At 37.6% G+C, this 14,835-nt stretch carries 14 protein-coding genes and 4 pseudogenes; 13 read left to right on the top strand and 5 right to left on the bottom strand.

From position 1 onward, the window contains the following. Positions 1-291 precede the first annotated feature (291 nt). From helD to MKZ18_RS10685, 3 genes are all read left to right on the top strand, one after another. Entirely contained in the window at positions 292-2,628 is a 2,337-nt protein-coding gene (gene helD, locus MKZ18_RS10695) for an RNA polymerase recycling motor HelD (protein WP_144594184.1), read from the top strand. A 294-nt stretch (positions 2,629-2,922) separates the two neighbouring features. Further along, complete coding sequence (locus MKZ18_RS10690) at positions 2,923-3,699, top strand: SDR family oxidoreductase (RefSeq protein ID WP_061785201.1); 777 nt, start codon at positions 2,923-2,925, stop codon at positions 3,697-3,699. Positions 3,700-3,768: 69 nt separating this feature from the next. Further along, positions 3,769-4,212 (top strand): cell wall hydrolase, encoded by a 444-nt coding sequence (locus MKZ18_RS10685; RefSeq protein WP_061785200.1) that lies wholly within the window; start codon positions 3,769-3,771, stop codon positions 4,210-4,212. An 84-nt stretch (positions 4,213-4,296) separates the two neighbouring features. Here the strand turns inward: MKZ18_RS10685 and MKZ18_RS10680 are convergent. Continuing rightward, a pseudogene (locus MKZ18_RS10680) lies at positions 4,297-4,716 on the bottom strand (aminotransferase class I/II-fold pyridoxal phosphate-dependent enzyme); the annotation flags it as partial. On the opposite strand from MKZ18_RS10680, the pseudogene MKZ18_RS10675 reads away from it, so the two are divergent. The 8 genes and pseudogenes from MKZ18_RS10675 to MKZ18_RS10640 form a co-directional block, all read left to right on the top strand. Then, positions 4,707-5,131: pseudogene (locus MKZ18_RS10675) on the top strand (EamA family transporter); the annotation flags it as partial. The pseudogenes MKZ18_RS10680 and MKZ18_RS10675 sit on opposite strands and share 10 nt — an antisense overlap. Positions 5,132-5,231: 100 nt before the next feature. Beyond that, entirely contained in the window at positions 5,232-6,074 is an 843-nt protein-coding gene (locus MKZ18_RS10670) for an N-acetylmuramoyl-L-alanine amidase (protein WP_061785197.1), read from the top strand. Positions 6,075-6,211: 137 nt separating this feature from the next. After that, positions 6,212-7,153 carry a nuclease-related domain-containing protein gene (locus tag MKZ18_RS10665; RefSeq protein ID WP_025910999.1) on the top strand — a complete coding sequence of 314 codons (942 nt, stop codon included), beginning with the start codon at positions 6,212-6,214 and terminating at the stop codon, positions 7,151-7,153. 138 nt (positions 7,154-7,291) lie between these two features. After that, positions 7,292-7,696 carry a GNAT family N-acetyltransferase gene (locus tag MKZ18_RS10660; protein ID WP_061785196.1) on the top strand — a complete coding sequence of 135 codons (405 nt, stop codon included), beginning with the start codon at positions 7,292-7,294 and terminating at the stop codon, positions 7,694-7,696. Between the two features lie 80 nt (positions 7,697-7,776). Continuing rightward, a complete protein-coding gene (locus MKZ18_RS10655) occupies positions 7,777-8,622 on the top strand; it encodes a DUF2971 domain-containing protein (protein WP_341344542.1) in 846 nt (281 codons plus the stop codon). 47 nt (positions 8,623-8,669) lie between these two features. Next, the gene (locus MKZ18_RS10650) at positions 8,670-8,819 is read left to right on the top strand and encodes a hypothetical protein (protein ID WP_169799843.1); all 150 of its coding nucleotides are present in this window, start codon (positions 8,670-8,672) and stop codon (positions 8,817-8,819) included. Positions 8,820-8,916: 97 nt separating this feature from the next. Further along, positions 8,917-9,930 carry an acyltransferase family protein gene (locus MKZ18_RS10645; RefSeq protein ID WP_061785194.1) on the top strand — a complete coding sequence of 338 codons (1,014 nt, stop codon included), beginning with the start codon at positions 8,917-8,919 and terminating at the stop codon, positions 9,928-9,930. Between the two features lie 15 nt (positions 9,931-9,945). Next, positions 9,946-11,283: an MATE family efflux transporter gene (locus MKZ18_RS10640; protein WP_061785193.1), complete on the top strand. Its 1,338-nt coding sequence runs from the start codon at positions 9,946-9,948 to the stop codon at positions 11,281-11,283. A 51-nt stretch (positions 11,284-11,334) separates the two neighbouring features. Here MKZ18_RS10640 and MKZ18_RS10635 read toward each other — a convergent pair whose 3' ends face one another. From MKZ18_RS10635 to MKZ18_RS10625, 3 genes and pseudogenes are all read right to left on the bottom strand, one after another. Next, a complete protein-coding gene (locus MKZ18_RS10635) occupies positions 11,335-11,514 on the bottom strand; it encodes a DUF4083 family protein (RefSeq protein ID WP_076512949.1) in 180 nt (59 codons plus the stop codon). A 203-nt stretch (positions 11,515-11,717) separates the two neighbouring features. Next, positions 11,718-11,894: pseudogene (locus MKZ18_RS10630) on the bottom strand (PLP-dependent aminotransferase family protein); the annotation flags it as partial. A gap of 98 nt (positions 11,895-11,992) precedes the next feature. Beyond that, entirely contained in the window at positions 11,993-12,181 is a 189-nt protein-coding gene (locus MKZ18_RS10625; protein WP_025911008.1) for a hypothetical protein, read from the bottom strand. Between the two features lie 172 nt (positions 12,182-12,353). On the opposite strand from MKZ18_RS10625, the gene fbpA reads away from it, so the two are divergent. After that, entirely contained in the window at positions 12,354-12,536 is a 183-nt protein-coding gene (gene fbpA, locus MKZ18_RS10620; RefSeq protein ID WP_025911010.1) for a Fur-regulated basic protein FbpA, read from the top strand. Here fbpA and MKZ18_RS21090 read toward each other — a convergent pair. Beyond that, positions 12,522-13,415, bottom strand: a pseudogene (locus MKZ18_RS21090) (sigma 54-interacting transcriptional regulator); the annotation flags it as partial. The gene fbpA and the pseudogene MKZ18_RS21090 overlap by 15 nt on opposite strands. 142 nt (positions 13,416-13,557) lie before the next feature. Here MKZ18_RS21090 and MKZ18_RS10605 point away from each other — a divergent pair. Further along, the gene (locus tag MKZ18_RS10605; protein WP_341344541.1) at positions 13,558-14,832 is read left to right on the top strand and encodes an ATP-binding protein; all 1,275 of its coding nucleotides are present in this window, start codon (positions 13,558-13,560) and stop codon (positions 14,830-14,832) included. Positions 14,833-14,835 lie beyond the last annotated feature (3 nt).

Raw genomic sequence — 14,835 nt, 5'->3', positions numbered from 1 at the left:
ACAATTTACCGTAGAGGTGCGGAATTGCACCAACTCCAATCAAGAATGATAGCATAGCTTCTTCATAACCACGGCTTCTGCTTATCTCAAAAAAGCATTAAAAAAGGATGAAGGTATACAATACCCTCATCCTTGGATTTATATTTCTGCTGAACATCTTGAAAACAAAACAATTTCATGATAAATTAGTATAGATGCGTATCTATATTTGTTATCGATTATAATTTTCCCTACTATAATTATAATATAGAAATGATGCGCTAGTCAACTATTTTTTAAGGGGTGTTTGCGATGGGTTCGGAACTTCAGCAGGAACAAAAGCGCGTAGACGACGTTACGGAAAGAATTAATGAAGAAATAAATAAGCTAGAAGAAGAGACGACAAAGCGTAAAGAAGAAGTCATTCATATTCGCAAGCACTTTTGGGATGAGGTTAAGGTAAATACGGATACGTTTGATGATTACCTTGAAACGATTATTGGGTTACGTCAGGAAGCTCAGGCGCTATCAGTAACTCAAAGTACACATAAACATTCCTCTAAGCGATTATCCACGTTGCATCGGATGAAAGAACTTCCTTATTTCGGTCGTATTGATTTTACAGAAGAAGGAGATTCAGCTCCTGAAAGCATTTATATTGGAATTGCTGCTCTTAATGACCAAACCGGAGATGATTTTTTGGTTTACGATTGGCGAGCGCCTGTTTCCAGCGTCTATTATGATTATCAGCCTGGGCCGGCTCATTATATGACGCCTGGTGGCATGATTCAAGGTGTGCTTGAAAAGAAATGGCAGTACCTTATTCGTAACGGGGTGATTCAGTCCATGTTTGATACAAGTTTGACGATTGGAGATGAAATCTTACAGCAGGTTTTAGGTAAAGGTACAGATAAGCAAATGCATAGTATCGTTGCGACAATTCAAAAAGAACAAAATAAAATCATTCGCCACGATAAAGGACGATTATTGATTGTTCACGGGGCAGCTGGAAGCGGAAAAACCTCGGCAGCTCTGCAGCGAATTGCGTATTTATTGTATAAATACCGAGACCACATCAATGCGGATCAAATTATTCTGTTTTCACCTAACTCTATGTTCAGTAGCTATGTTTCAAACGTACTACCAGAGCTTGGAGAAGAAAATATGCAGCAAGTGACGTTTCAAGAGTATTTAGACCACCGCTTAAGTAAAGCATTTCAAGTAGAAACGCCGTATGAACAGTTAGAATATGTTTTAACAGCTAAAAAGACATCTTTCTATCAATCGAGGCTCGCAAGCATACGCTTCAAAGCATCTACACGCTTTTTCGAAGCTGTTCAAGCCTACAGAAAATCGCTTGAATCAGAAGGGATGCTATTTAACGACGTTGTGTTTAGAGGGAAAGCAGTTGTAACAGCAGAAGAAATGGTAGAACGATTTTACAATTTTGATACATCTCTCCGCTTTCATAATCGACTTGAAAAGTTAAGAGATAGGTTATTGAAGCAGCTAACTGACTTTCAAAAAACCGAAAGCAAAAAGCCTTGGGTTCAAGACGAAATCGAGCTTTTAAGCAATGAAGATTATCATAAAGCACATGCGTATTTAGCTAAAAAACGCGGATTTAAAAGAGAAGACACCGCTGATTACGATATGGAACCACAAGCGCTTGCAAGGCTGATTGTGCGTCAAAAGCTAAAGCCGCTGCGAAGCAAAATTAAAGCGCTGCAGTTTATTGATTTTATCGGAATATACAAACAGCTGTTCACGAATTCTCTTGAAATAACGAAACACTTAAAAGACAAGGCGCCTGCTAATTGGCCTGACATTTGTGACATCACGGTCGATACGTTAGAGAAAGATAAGCTTTTTTATGAAGACGCTACGCCGTTTTTACTTCTAAAAGAAATCATTGAAGGGTTTCAAATAAACAGCGCTATTAAGCATATCGTCATTGATGAAGCGCAGGACTATTCGCCGTTTCAGTTTGAGTTTTTAAAACGTTTATTTCCAGCTGCACGAATGACAGTACTTGGTGATTTCAACCAGGCCATTTTTGCTCATGCAAGTGAAAATGCCGACTTTAAACTATTAACGAACCTTTATGGTGAAGAGCAGACGGAACTGATTAACATTACAAGAAGCTATCGATCGACAAAACCAATCATTGAGCTGGCGAGAAGGCTTGTGCCGAATGGAGAAACAATCGTTCCATTTGAGCGCGAAGGTAAACGACCTGCTCTTACACAGCTGTCAGATTATGATGAGCTCCATCAAGCAATTGCCTCCAAGGTTGATGAGTTCAAGAGCGAGGGCTACAACAGTATTGCAATTATCTGTAAGTCTGCAGAAGAAAGCGCATCTGCGTACTTATCTTTAGCTAGCATTAAAGATCTGAAGTTGTTAAAAAGCAACTCTCTTGAGTATGAGCAAGGAGTAGTAGTGGTTCCTGCGTACTTATCAAAAGGAATTGAATTTGATGCCGTTATCATCTACAACGCATCAGAGAAAGTCTACGCTGAAGAAAGTTTACGCCGTACTTTTTACACAGCTTGCACAAGAGCCATGCATGATCTTCACCTATACAGCGTAGGGAAAGCAAGTCCGTTTTTAGACAAAGCCCTTCTTGAAAGAGCGCTTGACGCTTAGGGCAATAAAAGATATTTACTTCTTCTAAATATTGGGTTATGATGGAATTATCATGGAGATATATGGAAGGAGCATAATGCAGATGGCTGGCATTCAATAATGGTTAATTAACAAAATGAATAGACAAATTCCCTTTTTTTACGAAAGGGTTGTTTTTCATTGTTACCATTATAGGATACGCCTAAGCTTATGTATGAGAAGACAAAAGAGCGGGTGCCTATTAGCATCTGCTTTTTTTGTTAGTCCATATCTCCAATCGTACGTTGGTTGGCGCGTCCGCAAGGAGATGCAAATATGTCTAAATTAACAAACAAAATTGCTGTTATAACAGGAGCAAGTCGAAGCAAAGGGATAGGCTCAGCCATTTGTATAGAGCTAGCCAAAGTGGGGGCAGATATCTTCTTTACTCACTGGTCTCCTTATGATCGACAAATGGACTATTTTGAAGAAGAAGATACAAGTTGGTCAAAAGAGTTAGTAACCGAAATTAAAAAATATGGCGTAAGATGCGAAGCGCTGGCACTTGATTTATCTAAACCTGATGCACCAGCACAGCTTCTTGAAGAAGTTCAAAAGCGACTTGGGACACCTTCTATTTTGGTGAATAATGCCACTCATTCCATTGACGTAGACTTCCGGAATCTAAATGCAGAAGTTCTTGATAATCACTATGCAGTGAACGTTCGAGCCACCTGTCTTTTAACCGCTGAATTTGCGCGGCGATTGGATGGCAAACATAGTGGGCGAGTCATTAATATGGTATCCGGACAAGATAAATCACCTGAACCAGGAAACCTTGCATATATCGCAACAAAAGGTGCAGTATCTACATTTACAAAATCAATCGCGATTGAACTTGCTTCTTTAAATATTACGGTAAATGCTGTAGACCCTGGTCCAACCGATACAGGCTGGATGAATGAAGAGTTAAAGCGAACTTTACTACCTCGCTTTCCAATGGGAAGGATTGGCGCGCCTACTGACGCAGCAAAACTTATTGCCTTTCTAGCTAGTAATGACGCAGCGTGGATTACCGGACAAATTATTCACTCTGACGGTGGTTTTTTGTAAATAAATCAATTTTCTTGTCCGCTAACATCAATTTTGGCATTTTTTCATACTATAGATTGAGGTGAGACTATGCCAAGAGTTCAGTATAAGGATTCAGACGTTGCATTAATGGCTAGAATGATACGAGCGGAAGCAGAAGGTGAAGGACAGCAAGGAATGTTATACGTTGGAAATGTCATTGTAAACCGAGTAAAAGCGAATTGCCTTGACTTTAAAGGTCTACGAACAATTCCGCAGGTTATTTATCAAGTGCAAGGAGGTAACTATTCCTTTGAAGCTGTTCAAAAAGGGAATGCTTTTTATCAACGAGCAAGAAGTACAGAGAAAAGATTAGCCAAGAAAACGCTTGATTTTTGGCGTGAGTATCCTGCAAAATATGCGCTTTGGTATTTTAACCCATACGGTCCGTGTCCTCCAACTTGGTACGGCCAGCCATTTGCAGGTCAATATAAAAACCACTGCTACTACGAGCCGCAGCCGAATACGTGTGACAGTGTGTATACTGGATCGTAAAGTTAATTTAAAATAAAAAAGAGTTCATCGCCTTTATATTTTAAAGATGAGCTCTTTTTTTGTTTTAAAACCGCAAAAAGTTTTGAGGCGTAACACGATATTTTCTACTACATTAGTATAGCTATGTCCAAGGGGATTTTGAAATCTCGGTACAATATAGAAAAATTTAATATCATTGTTTCGAAATATATACTCTAGACGCTCAAGGTAAATTCCTTCCATGGCTAGCTCAATACCAAAAGTAGCAGCTTGATGCAGGGTAGCGGATTCAATAAAGCCAAAATACGTGGGCTGCTTAATGAGAATATTGCTTTTTCCATTTGGGAAAGGCATTGAGACTAATAGATTAAGAGCTTGCTGAGAGCCAGATACAATAAATAATTTGTCTGGATTGGTAAAAACCTGTAGAGTTTGCAAATAGTTCACAAGCTGAACTCGTAGTGAATAAAGACCTTGCTGTTCAGAATAAGTAAATAGTTCTTCTTTATATAGATCTATCGCTTGGTACTGTTTTGGCGTTTCCTTTACTTACGAGCTGGGCAATGAAAACTCTACCTGTATCTCACGGAGCTGTAGAATTAGCACTTTTACCCTTAGCCACAGCAGGCTTTGCGATCATTAGAGCAAATGAAGCTCCTTCGCTTACGTTTTGGATTTCAAGCTTAATCGGCTCTTTGTCAGTCAGTTTCTAGCCTATGTAGCTTGGTACAGCGGAATGGCGATGGGCGGCATTTTAAAAATAAGTCAAATTCAATATCTACAGCCGTTTCTGATGATTGTTTTTGCAGCGCTCTTTTTGAACGAATCTATTACATTCTTTACAATTGTAACGGCTGTGGTTGTAGTAATAGCAGTCATTGTAGGTAAAAATACTGGAGTCACGAAGAAAAGTTCTGCATCAATCAAACAATCAAGATAGATGCCGTAAATATGTATAGAAAAGAATAGTTTATAGGCTTGTATCCGTTACCAACTCTCCCATCTTTCATAAGCTAATAGAGAAGGGAGAGACAAGTCATATGAAAAAGATTTATCTTGATGCCGGCCATGGCGGCAAGGACTCAGGTGCAGTCGGTAATGGCTTATTAGAAAAAAATCTTGTTTTAAAGCTTCAGCAATACATGATTAGTTTTTTGAATACAAATTATACTGGTTTTACACTTCAAACAACGCGCACAACGGATACGTTTTTAAGTTTGTCAGAACGCGCTTCTAAAGCAAATGCTTGGGGAGCTGATGTATTCATGTCTATTCACGTAAACGCTGGTGGTGGTACAGGCTATGAGGATTATATTTACAATGGATCCGTCAGCTCAGCAACCGTAAACTATCGCAATCGCGTGCACGAACAGGTCATTCCTGTACTAGCAGCTTACAACCATACAAATCGAGGCAAAAAAGCAGCAAACTTTGCGGTTTTACGCTTAACGAATATGCCAGCTGTTTTAACTGAAATTGCGTTTATTGACACAACGAAGGATGCAAATCTTTTAAAAAATGAAGCTTTCTTACAAGCGATGGCAAATGCATACGCAAGAGGGATTGCGGTGTATTTAAATTTACCTGTTCGCCAATCAACGGTTTATACCATCCAAGCAGGAGATACGTTTTATAAAATTGCGAATATGTATAACATTACCGTTGAAGCGCTGAGAAATGCGAATCCTGGCGTTAATCCAACTACTCTACAGATTGGCCAGGAAATCTATGTTCCTGTGCGCACATATATAGTAAAAGCAGGAGATACGCTGTATAAAATCGCAAGGATGTATAGCGTAACAGTTCAACAAATCCAAGCAGCGAACCCAGGTATTGACCCATCTGCACTTCAAATTGGTCAACAAATTAGGATTCCTTCATAAAAAAGTAGAAAAAGGGCTTATCTTTAAGCTCTTTTTCGCTTATAATAGCGCTTTAGAGTAGGTGTTTAGGTTCATTTTTTTTGAATCTCTTTTTATAGACGGAAAAAAATTCTATAATAGACATAAGGAGGAGAGGTATGTACATTGTTTATATTATTGGCACAATCTTAATTCTAGGGTTAATAACGACTTGTATTTACCTTTATCGCCGAAATGTACAAGTCGAAGAGAAGTATGTTACCCAGCTGGAGCTAGCACAAAAGGAAGCGGCTGTTTCCATCGCTGCTTGTGAAGAAGAATACAAACAGAAGAAACAAGCTGATTTAACAGAGAAAGAAGAGCACTACAAAAATATTATCAGAGATTTACGAGAAAAACATACGGCTCAGCTAATTAAATCGACAAAGTATATAAAAAGCTTGGAAGCTTTTTCGAAAAATAAAGGTGAAATTGTTATTCATAAAACGTTAACGACATTACAAACAAACTTAATTCATAAAAATAAAATTACAGCTGATGACATGATTATTATGGGAAACGTTTTTATGCCTTATTACATGAACGAACAGCTATTTATTCGACAAATTGACCACGTTGTTTTAATGAAAACTGGTATTTATTTGATTGAAGTGAAGAACTGGAGCGGAGATATTCTTTATGGTATTCGAAAAGACCAGATTCATGAGCTGTCATTTTTAGTCGATTCACTATCCACTCGGGTAGCACGAACAGAAGAACAAACCTTTGTATTTACGAAAACAAGTGAAGGTGAGATTAAAGTAATGAGTAAGCCTCATCCTGGAAAAGAAGTCCAGCAACACGCGGCTAGCTTAAAGTCTTACTTGCAAAAATTACGTCGCGATATACCTGTAGTAACACCAATCGTTTATTTTAACGGTGATTATAATACGAGTGTAAAAAACTACTCACAAAACCATTCACTTTGCTTTTCTACTAAAGATGACCTATCTGTCTTTTTCACTGAACAGTTAAAACAACAGCCTATCTATACAACAGAAGACTTAAAGATGTTTAAAGAAACGCTTGAAAAAGCAAGTTATCATTTCATTCATTCCTAGTTGTTAAAACGAACACAGCTTACTAAGGTAAAAGAGTAGTATACGTATTGACTAAAATGGAAAGTAAATACCTAAAATATGTTGTGTAAAAAGTGCTTTTATAAGCACTTTTTTTCATCAAGAAAGGATGGGAACCAATTGAATGTTCGTCAAATTTCAAAAGAAGACACGTGGCAACTTAGGCAAAGCGTAATGTGGCCGGATAAGAATATTGAGTATGTGAAAATAGACAACGATCATGAAGGAATTCATTACGGGCTATTTGATCATAATGAGCTTTGTTCAGTAATCTCACTCTTTGTCCAAGGTGATACAGCTCAGTTTCGTAAATTTGCAACTGATACAAGTCGTCAAGGAAAAGGCTACGGTACGACTTTACTAAATTACGTCATAAATGAAGCGAAAGAGATGAATACAAAAATAATTTGGTGCAACGCCAGAAAGAACAAGACCACCTACTATAAAAGATTTGGTTTAACGCCTTCTAATGAGACGTTTCAAAAGGGCGGCGTTGACTATGTTATTATGTCAAGACACCTATAATTTTGTTTGATTTTGAAAAAATATCCTGATATGGTGCTATAATGTAAATATCGATGATTATAGTAAAGCAGGTGAAATGAATGGATCTAGGTTATAAAGACAAAGCCGCGCACCATGCGATGGGCTTTGAATCAAGCTATGACTATTATGATGAGCAGTACAAGATTAACGACAATCCAACTGTTTGGCGCTATATGAACGCAGATCATTTTGAGTCCTTGCTATCTACAAAATCACTATTTTTCACAAAGCCCACTGCGTTTCTAGATCCTCTTTCTACGAATTGCATGATGTGGAATATGCGCGATGTTGATAAATCCATGTTTGCAACCACTGAAGATTTAAAAAGCTATCTTGAAAAGGTCTATGAATTTTCTGCATTGTCCTCTTGGCATATAAATGAGCATGAGTCAGCAGGGATGTGGGATTTGTTTTTGAAATCTCAAGATGGCATCGCCATTCGCACGACATACGACCGATTATTAGGAAGTATTAAGGATTTACGCTATAAAGTTTTTGCGCGTAAAGTTCAGTACATTGATTTTGCTAAAAAGCAAGTGAGTGAAAATATCTTTGATACGCTTTTTTATAAGCGAAAATCGTACAGCTATGAAAACGAACTGCGGTTGCTTATTATCGCAAGTCGCATTGATGCATGGAAGAGCCAACAGCTATTTATTAAAGAAGAAATCTATGCTAGCGAATGGCAATCGCGTATGGACGCTTTAAAAGAAAGATCTTTTGCATTTTCTCATCTGCACGGAAATCTTGTACGCTGTGACCTGGCTCATTTATTTACAGAGATATACGTATCACCCAAAAGTTCTCCTGCTTTTGTTCAAAAAATAAAAGCGTTATTATGCGAGCACGGCTTAGCCTATAAGGATGTTATTCAGTCTGATTTAGCGAGAGACTATATATATTAACCGTATGAAATTTCTCTTCTCACTCCATTATAAGAATGGAGGTGTAGATGATGAAGCAACCGGTTGTAATCTGTCCAAAATGTCAGTCTGCAAGCGAATTAGGATCTGTGTTAACCGCACAGTCCAATCAAAACGTCATTTATCATTGCTCACAATGTGACTATCAGCTTCGCAACGTATATACGAATAAAGGGTGATGATCTAACAAGAAAAGTCAAGGTGTTGCAACACTTTGACTTTTCTTGTTGTTCGTAGTTCAATAAGTTTTATAGTTAAAAAGAAAGGGTACTTCACATGAGAGAACATAAGAGGTGGGTTGACGTCCTTAAGGGGGTTGGCATTTCTGCTGTCGTTATAAGTCACAGTGGACACGAACTGGCGCAGCATTATCTATTTTGGTTTCATATGCCGCTATTTTTTATGATTAGCGGCTATTTATTTTTTGAAAAACAAAGTCTTAATTCATTAAATAGGTGGGTTGTCAAAAAAACGATTATCCTTATGGTTCCATACGTATCATTTGGGCTTTTGATTCTAGGATATATTACATGGAAGACTAATGACTTTGCGGCTATTCCTTCCACTTTAGAATCCCTTCTATATGGAGGAAGAGCACTAGGTTTTTATTACGGCGTTTTTTGGTTTGTTCCATGCTTACTTTTAACACAAATTTTATTCGGCTATTTGGTTTTCTTTATACAATCCAAGCTAATAAAAATAGTTATTTTTATGACCATCTATGTAATGGCATATTTGTATTCTGTTTCAAAAATTCACACACAATTTATTATGCCTTGGAGTATGGATACAGTTCTAATGGCTATGACTTATTATGCAATTGGCTATTTCTTTAAAGAACGATTAACTACTGGGCTCAATAAAATTACGCAGCTAGTCTGTAGCGTGTTTATTCTTTTAGTCATTTTATTAGATTACAGCAGGCTGTTAAACTACGAGCTGGATTTAAAAGTAAATATGTATAATCATTTTGGTCTTGATCTTTTATTGCCAATAGCTATTGTTTTGCTATTGATACAAGGCAGTAAACTTATTCAAAGTAGTATATTGGGCGCAGTGTTTGAGAAATTTGGACAAGCATCTTTAACGATTATGTTTTTACACGTTCCAATTCAAATTATTTTGCGCGAAAATATTAGTTTGCATCCGCTTATCATTGGAGTCGTTAGTTTACTAATCAGTTTTTGTGCCCATATGATTTTTAATTCTTTTTTAGTTGCCAGACGCGTTTTCTTAGGCAAAATCTATGGAACAAGCAAAGAAAAGAATAGGAGTTATTATAGTCACTAAAGGAGTTTTAGTTATATGAAGCAATACAATTTTACTGAGGGCTCAATCTTAAAGCAGCTCATTTTCTTTTCAACGCCAGTGCTATTAACGAATTTGCTTCAGGTATCTTATCAGTTCATTGATAGTCTATGGGTCGGTAATTTATTAGGGTCTGATGCTTTAGGAGCCATTGCGGTTTCAGGTACCGTTATTTTTACGATCTTATCATTTATTATTGGAATTAATAATGCCAGCTTAACAATTTTATCTCAGCAAAAAGGAAACGATGATAAAGAAGGGCTATCTCGTTATTTAAATGCGTTTGTTGTGATATTATCGGCTTTAGCAATCTTACTTGGCGTCATTGGCTTTTTAAACTCAGAGACAATCTTGAAGTTACTGGGCACTCCTGAAACAATGCTTGTCCACGCTACAACATACTTACAAATTAACTTTGTCGGAATTTTATTTTTGTTCGGGTACAACTTTATCGGTACTGTACTACGAGCAGTAGGAGATAGTAAAACCCCGCTGCGATTTGTGTTTATCTCGGTTATTTTAAATGCTGTGCTTGATCCAATCTTTATCTGGACGTTTGATTTAGGCATTGCAGGAGCTGCGTATGCAACCATTTTATCTCAGGGCTTTGCGTTCATTTACGGTCTCATGTATATTCTTAAAAAGCAGCTTGTACCGTTTTCAATTCCTACTTTACCCAAGGGAGAAGAAACGGCTCTTATCTTTAAATTAGGTATTCCATCCGGTCTACAAATGACCGTTATTTCAGCCGGCGTGATGGCAATCATGAGCGTTGTTACATCTTTTGGTAACGACGCAGTTGCTGGATTTGGCGCAGCTCAACGCTTAGATAGCATTCTTATGCTTCCAGCGATGGCGCTTGGAACGTCTGTGAGCAGTATGGCAGGGCAAAACATCGGTGCAGGGAAGTGGAGTCGTGTGAATCAAATAGGCCTATATGGAGTTGTATATAACTTTGCAATAATGATGCTTGTAGCTGTGGTTATCTTTTTCTTAGCAGAGTGGGCGACTCGCCTATTTATTCAAGACGAAGGAGCCGTGGCGTTTGGTACACATTATTTAAAAGTCGTCGCTTTCTTTTATCCGTTCCTTGGCATTAACTTTATTTTAAACGGAGTTGTAAGAGCGTCAGGAGCGATGTTTGCGATTCTCGTGTTAAACATTATTTCATTTTGGGTGCTACGTTATCCGCTCACGTATTTATTCGCTAAGTGGCTAGGTGAAACGGGTATCGGACTTGGCATGGGTACGAGTTTTGTAATAAGCAGCATTATCGCATTTGTTTATTACAAATATGGAAAATGGGATCAGAAACAAATTTTCGCTTCTAAATAAAGCACTGTAAAACCCCTCTTATTGTCTTTGGAAATAGGAGGGGTTTTATTATTATTGTTTGTCTTTATTCAATTTCTCAGTAATCTCTTTCACTTGTTGTTCTATTCGATTAAGCTGTTTTTTGCTCTTTAAAAATGAACGAAACAAAAATACTAGAAGTGCAATAAACAAGACGATAAGTCCAAAAGTCACGAGTTGAAATATAATATCACCAATGTTGTACGTACTCATATAAAACAATCCTCCGTTAAAGATGAAAATATAACCATTATTTTAACATAAAATTACATATAAAAGTAGGTGGAATAGTAAATTGGTAGTATAAATAGAATTAAGATTCTAAGTTAAAGGCAGAATGAACAAAAGTAACTCCTTTGTACTCTGCTTTATTCTGCCTTTATCCCAATCTCGATAAAATATCTCTTGCTTCGTTTTTAATATTCGCTACACACTTCAAATAAAACATTTACCCCCTTTTCTAATTCCTCTAATGACGCGTACGCATACGACAGACGAATATGATATAGATCCCTTGTTTCATAAATGTAGCCAGGATTAATTAGAACATTTTGCTTTAGCAAATTAAGAAATAGTGCTTTATTTATATGGGGAACTGCTGTTTATTTAATAATAGGACTCTTTTAACCTAAAACAAAAACAAGCATCTGAAGGAGTATGTCGGATGCTTGTTTAGCGTTCTTTTTTACCCTCATGTTTCTCCGCAGCATTTTTTGTTACTACTATTCCCGTTAACCCGGCCGGCCGTCATGCTAATGAGAAAGCTCCACAAGAGGTAGCGCCATTCTCCTGTAAACAGCGCAACACATAAAAAGACAAGGACTTGCCCAATAAAAGCAAACCACGAAGCGAACCAAGCTAAGCGTAGATGTTCTTTCATTACATTACTCCAGAGCATTTCATCTTTTTTTCACGAATTCTACCTATTCTATACCTATTCAATCTTTTTTATTTCATGTTTTTAATCGCAAACATCGGGTAAAGATAGAGAGTGCTTACAAATATAAGATAATGACAATAAAGAAAAACAAGCAACGAAAGGGGAAGCGGTCATGCAATCCTATGAACAACACCTAGAAACCCAGCGTGAACGAGTACTACACCAGCTCATTAATTACGGATGCTATAAGGCAAAAGATGGACGACATTTATATGAGCTTTCTATGCTCGAATTAAAAACGATGTACACAGAAATCCAGAAGCAGCGCATTAACTCCGTGCTAGGAGAGCGATAACTTAAGTTTTTCAGCCGCTACATAACCTTTTCGAGTTAATTTTGTGCCACCACGTCCTTTTTGCTTCATCACTAATCCTTTTTCTTCTAACATCTCTAAACGATAGCGCACCTGCTGCTCAGAAAGAGGCGTGTGGGATGCTTCAGCAAACTCAACCAAACGCTTGCGACTAGGCGTAACTCCTTGCCTAGTTAACGCATAAATGCCCTTCAATAAAATCAACTCATCCATCCCAAGCTCTTCAAGACTAGAATCTGATTGGTTCTGGTCTTTTTGATAATCACTTAGTTCAAAGAAACTGTTAGAAGGTAAATCATCAATGCTGACTTCATTCACGTCACAAACTGCTAGCATATACTTCACCGTATTCTTTAATTCTCGTACATTTCCATACCAAGGATAATGAGATAGTGCTTCAATGACTTGTGGCTGGATATAAACATCCGGCTGTTCACTTTCTTGAATAAAGCGCGCCATTAAAATAGATAAATCACCGGTTCGTTTTCGCAAAGGTGGAAGCTTTAAATATAGCACTTTCAAACGATGGTATAGATCACGGCGAAACGCGCCTTCGGTAATTATGCTTTGCAAATCACAGTTTGTAGCTGCGATAATTCGAACATCAATAGGGATGTTTTTGGTCCCACCAACTCTTCGAACCTCTTTTTCTTGCAGCACACGCAATAGCCTAGCCTGTAGCTTAGGGCTGCTGTCGCCAATTTCATCTAAAAAAATGGTCCCTCCATGACCTTGCTCAAAAATCCCTTGTTTCCCACCTTTTTTTGCACCGGTAAATGCGCCTTCTTCATAGCCAAACAGCTCGCTTTCTAGTAGATCTTCGGATAACGCACTAAAATTGACGGCTAAGAATGGTCCATTTCAATGCTCTTTTTCTTCGTTTTTACTGTCGCATAGTTGTTCTGTTATTTCTTTCAAATGTTCTAACGTTATGTACATAAAAGAAGTCAAAGTATGTAAAATGTTGTATAATTAGACATATTAAACCTGAAGGAGACACTACATGACAAAAACGAAACAAGCTTTAGTTCAATTTTCAGCTAAGACAATCGATGAAGCGCCTGAGTACTACAGCTACGCTTTTCCTGTTCAGAAGATTAAAGAGTATTTAAAAACAAAGACAGGTCACGATTTCCAACTATATGTTGATAGCGATACGTCTAATGAGATTTGGGAAGTACTTGAAGAAGATCTAGAGCTTCACCCTGAAAGTGTTACGGAACTCGCTTCCGTTTTTGACTGCTTAGAAATGGGGATTATTTCTTCCAATCATACAGACAAAGAAATGGAGCTTATTTTAAAACCATCGCTCTACAATCACCTTTATTATTATGAAAAGCATAACCTAGCGCTTGTGCGTATGCCTGCTTTTCAAAAGAACGAATTGACTCAGTATGACTACATTTTGGCATCAAGTGAAGAAAGCCTATCATCCTTTTTAGACTATGTGTTAAAACGTAAGCGGGACTATATTAAAGATTACGTGACCATTTTTATTGATACAGAAGATGGTGTTGAAAATCATAAAGAGAAGATTACAACGCTTGTTAAGCGGGACGAAGTTTTTTTAGAAGATAAGCTCAAAAATCAAATCTATCGTTCTATTGACGAATTTTTCACAAACGGCGGAGAGTTTTTTCATACGTATCAAATTCCATATAAACGTGGAATCTTATTGTATGGAAAGCCTGGAAACGGTAAAACAACGCTTGTCAAATCGATTGCAACGAGTATTGAAGCTCCCGTTGCCTATTGGCAAATTACTGAGTATACGTCCAGTTATTCGATTCAAGAAGTATTTTCTTCCGTTGCAAAAATGAGTCCGATGGTGCTCGTTATTGAAGATATTGACTCTATGCCTCAAGGAATTCGCTCTGTCTTTTTAAATACTCTTGATGGCGCGACATCTAAAGAGGGGATTTACTTAATCGGCACAACCAATTATCCAGAACGTATTGATCTCGCGCTTATTAACCGCTCCGGGCGATTTGACCGCGCCTATGAAATTAAGCTTCCAACACCGAGACTTCGCGAACAGTATCTTGTGAAGAAAAACAGCAGGGATCTTTTGACGGCAGAAGAAATTAAAGAGCTTGTTTCTGCTACAAATGAATTTTCATATGCGCAGCTTAATGAGCTGTATAACAGCATTGCTCTTCAAAAACATTATGAAGATAATGTCAACATCATCGATATTTGTAACGAATTAAAAGCAGATAATAAAAAAGGCCAGCGTAATGCTTGGTCAAATAACGATGAAGCGAATATTGGATTTTAAACT

It is taken from the genome of Priestia sp. FSL W8-0001, from assembly GCF_038050335.1.
Classification (GTDB): domain Bacteria; phylum Bacillota; class Bacilli; order Bacillales; family Bacillaceae_H; genus Priestia; species Priestia flexa.
Note: the sequence above shows the minus strand (reverse complement) of the source record. Positions and strands in the feature narration are given on the sequence as shown.

Coding starts and splice junctions, on each gene's coding strand:
- MKZ18_RS10650 (WP_169799843.1), top strand. CDS start 8,670: ATGATGAAGCAACCGGTTGTAATCTGTCCAAAATGTCAGTCTGCAAGC.
- MKZ18_RS10685 (WP_061785200.1), top strand. CDS start 3,769: ATGCCAAGAGTTCAGTATAAGGATTCAGACGTTGCATTAATGGCTAGA.
- helD (WP_144594184.1), top strand. CDS start 292: ATGGGTTCGGAACTTCAGCAGGAACAAAAGCGCGTAGACGACGTTACG.
- MKZ18_RS10655 (WP_341344542.1), top strand. CDS start 7,777: ATGGATCTAGGTTATAAAGACAAAGCCGCGCACCATGCGATGGGCTTT.
- MKZ18_RS10670 (WP_061785197.1), top strand. CDS start 5,232: ATGAAAAAGATTTATCTTGATGCCGGCCATGGCGGCAAGGACTCAGGT.
- MKZ18_RS10665 (WP_025910999.1), top strand. CDS start 6,212: ATGTACATTGTTTATATTATTGGCACAATCTTAATTCTAGGGTTAATA.
- MKZ18_RS10645 (WP_061785194.1), top strand. CDS start 8,917: ATGAGAGAACATAAGAGGTGGGTTGACGTCCTTAAGGGGGTTGGCATT.
- MKZ18_RS10690 (WP_061785201.1), top strand. CDS start 2,923: ATGTCTAAATTAACAAACAAAATTGCTGTTATAACAGGAGCAAGTCGA.
- MKZ18_RS10635 (WP_076512949.1), bottom strand. CDS start 11,514: ATGAGTACGTACAACATTGGTGATATTATATTTCAACTCGTGACTTTT.
- fbpA (WP_025911010.1), top strand. CDS start 12,354: ATGCAATCCTATGAACAACACCTAGAAACCCAGCGTGAACGAGTACTA.
- MKZ18_RS10625 (WP_025911008.1), bottom strand. CDS start 12,181: ATGAAAGAACATCTACGCTTAGCTTGGTTCGCTTCGTGGTTTGCTTTT.
- MKZ18_RS10605 (WP_341344541.1), top strand. CDS start 13,558: ATGACAAAAACGAAACAAGCTTTAGTTCAATTTTCAGCTAAGACAATC.
- MKZ18_RS10640 (WP_061785193.1), top strand. CDS start 9,946: ATGAAGCAATACAATTTTACTGAGGGCTCAATCTTAAAGCAGCTCATT.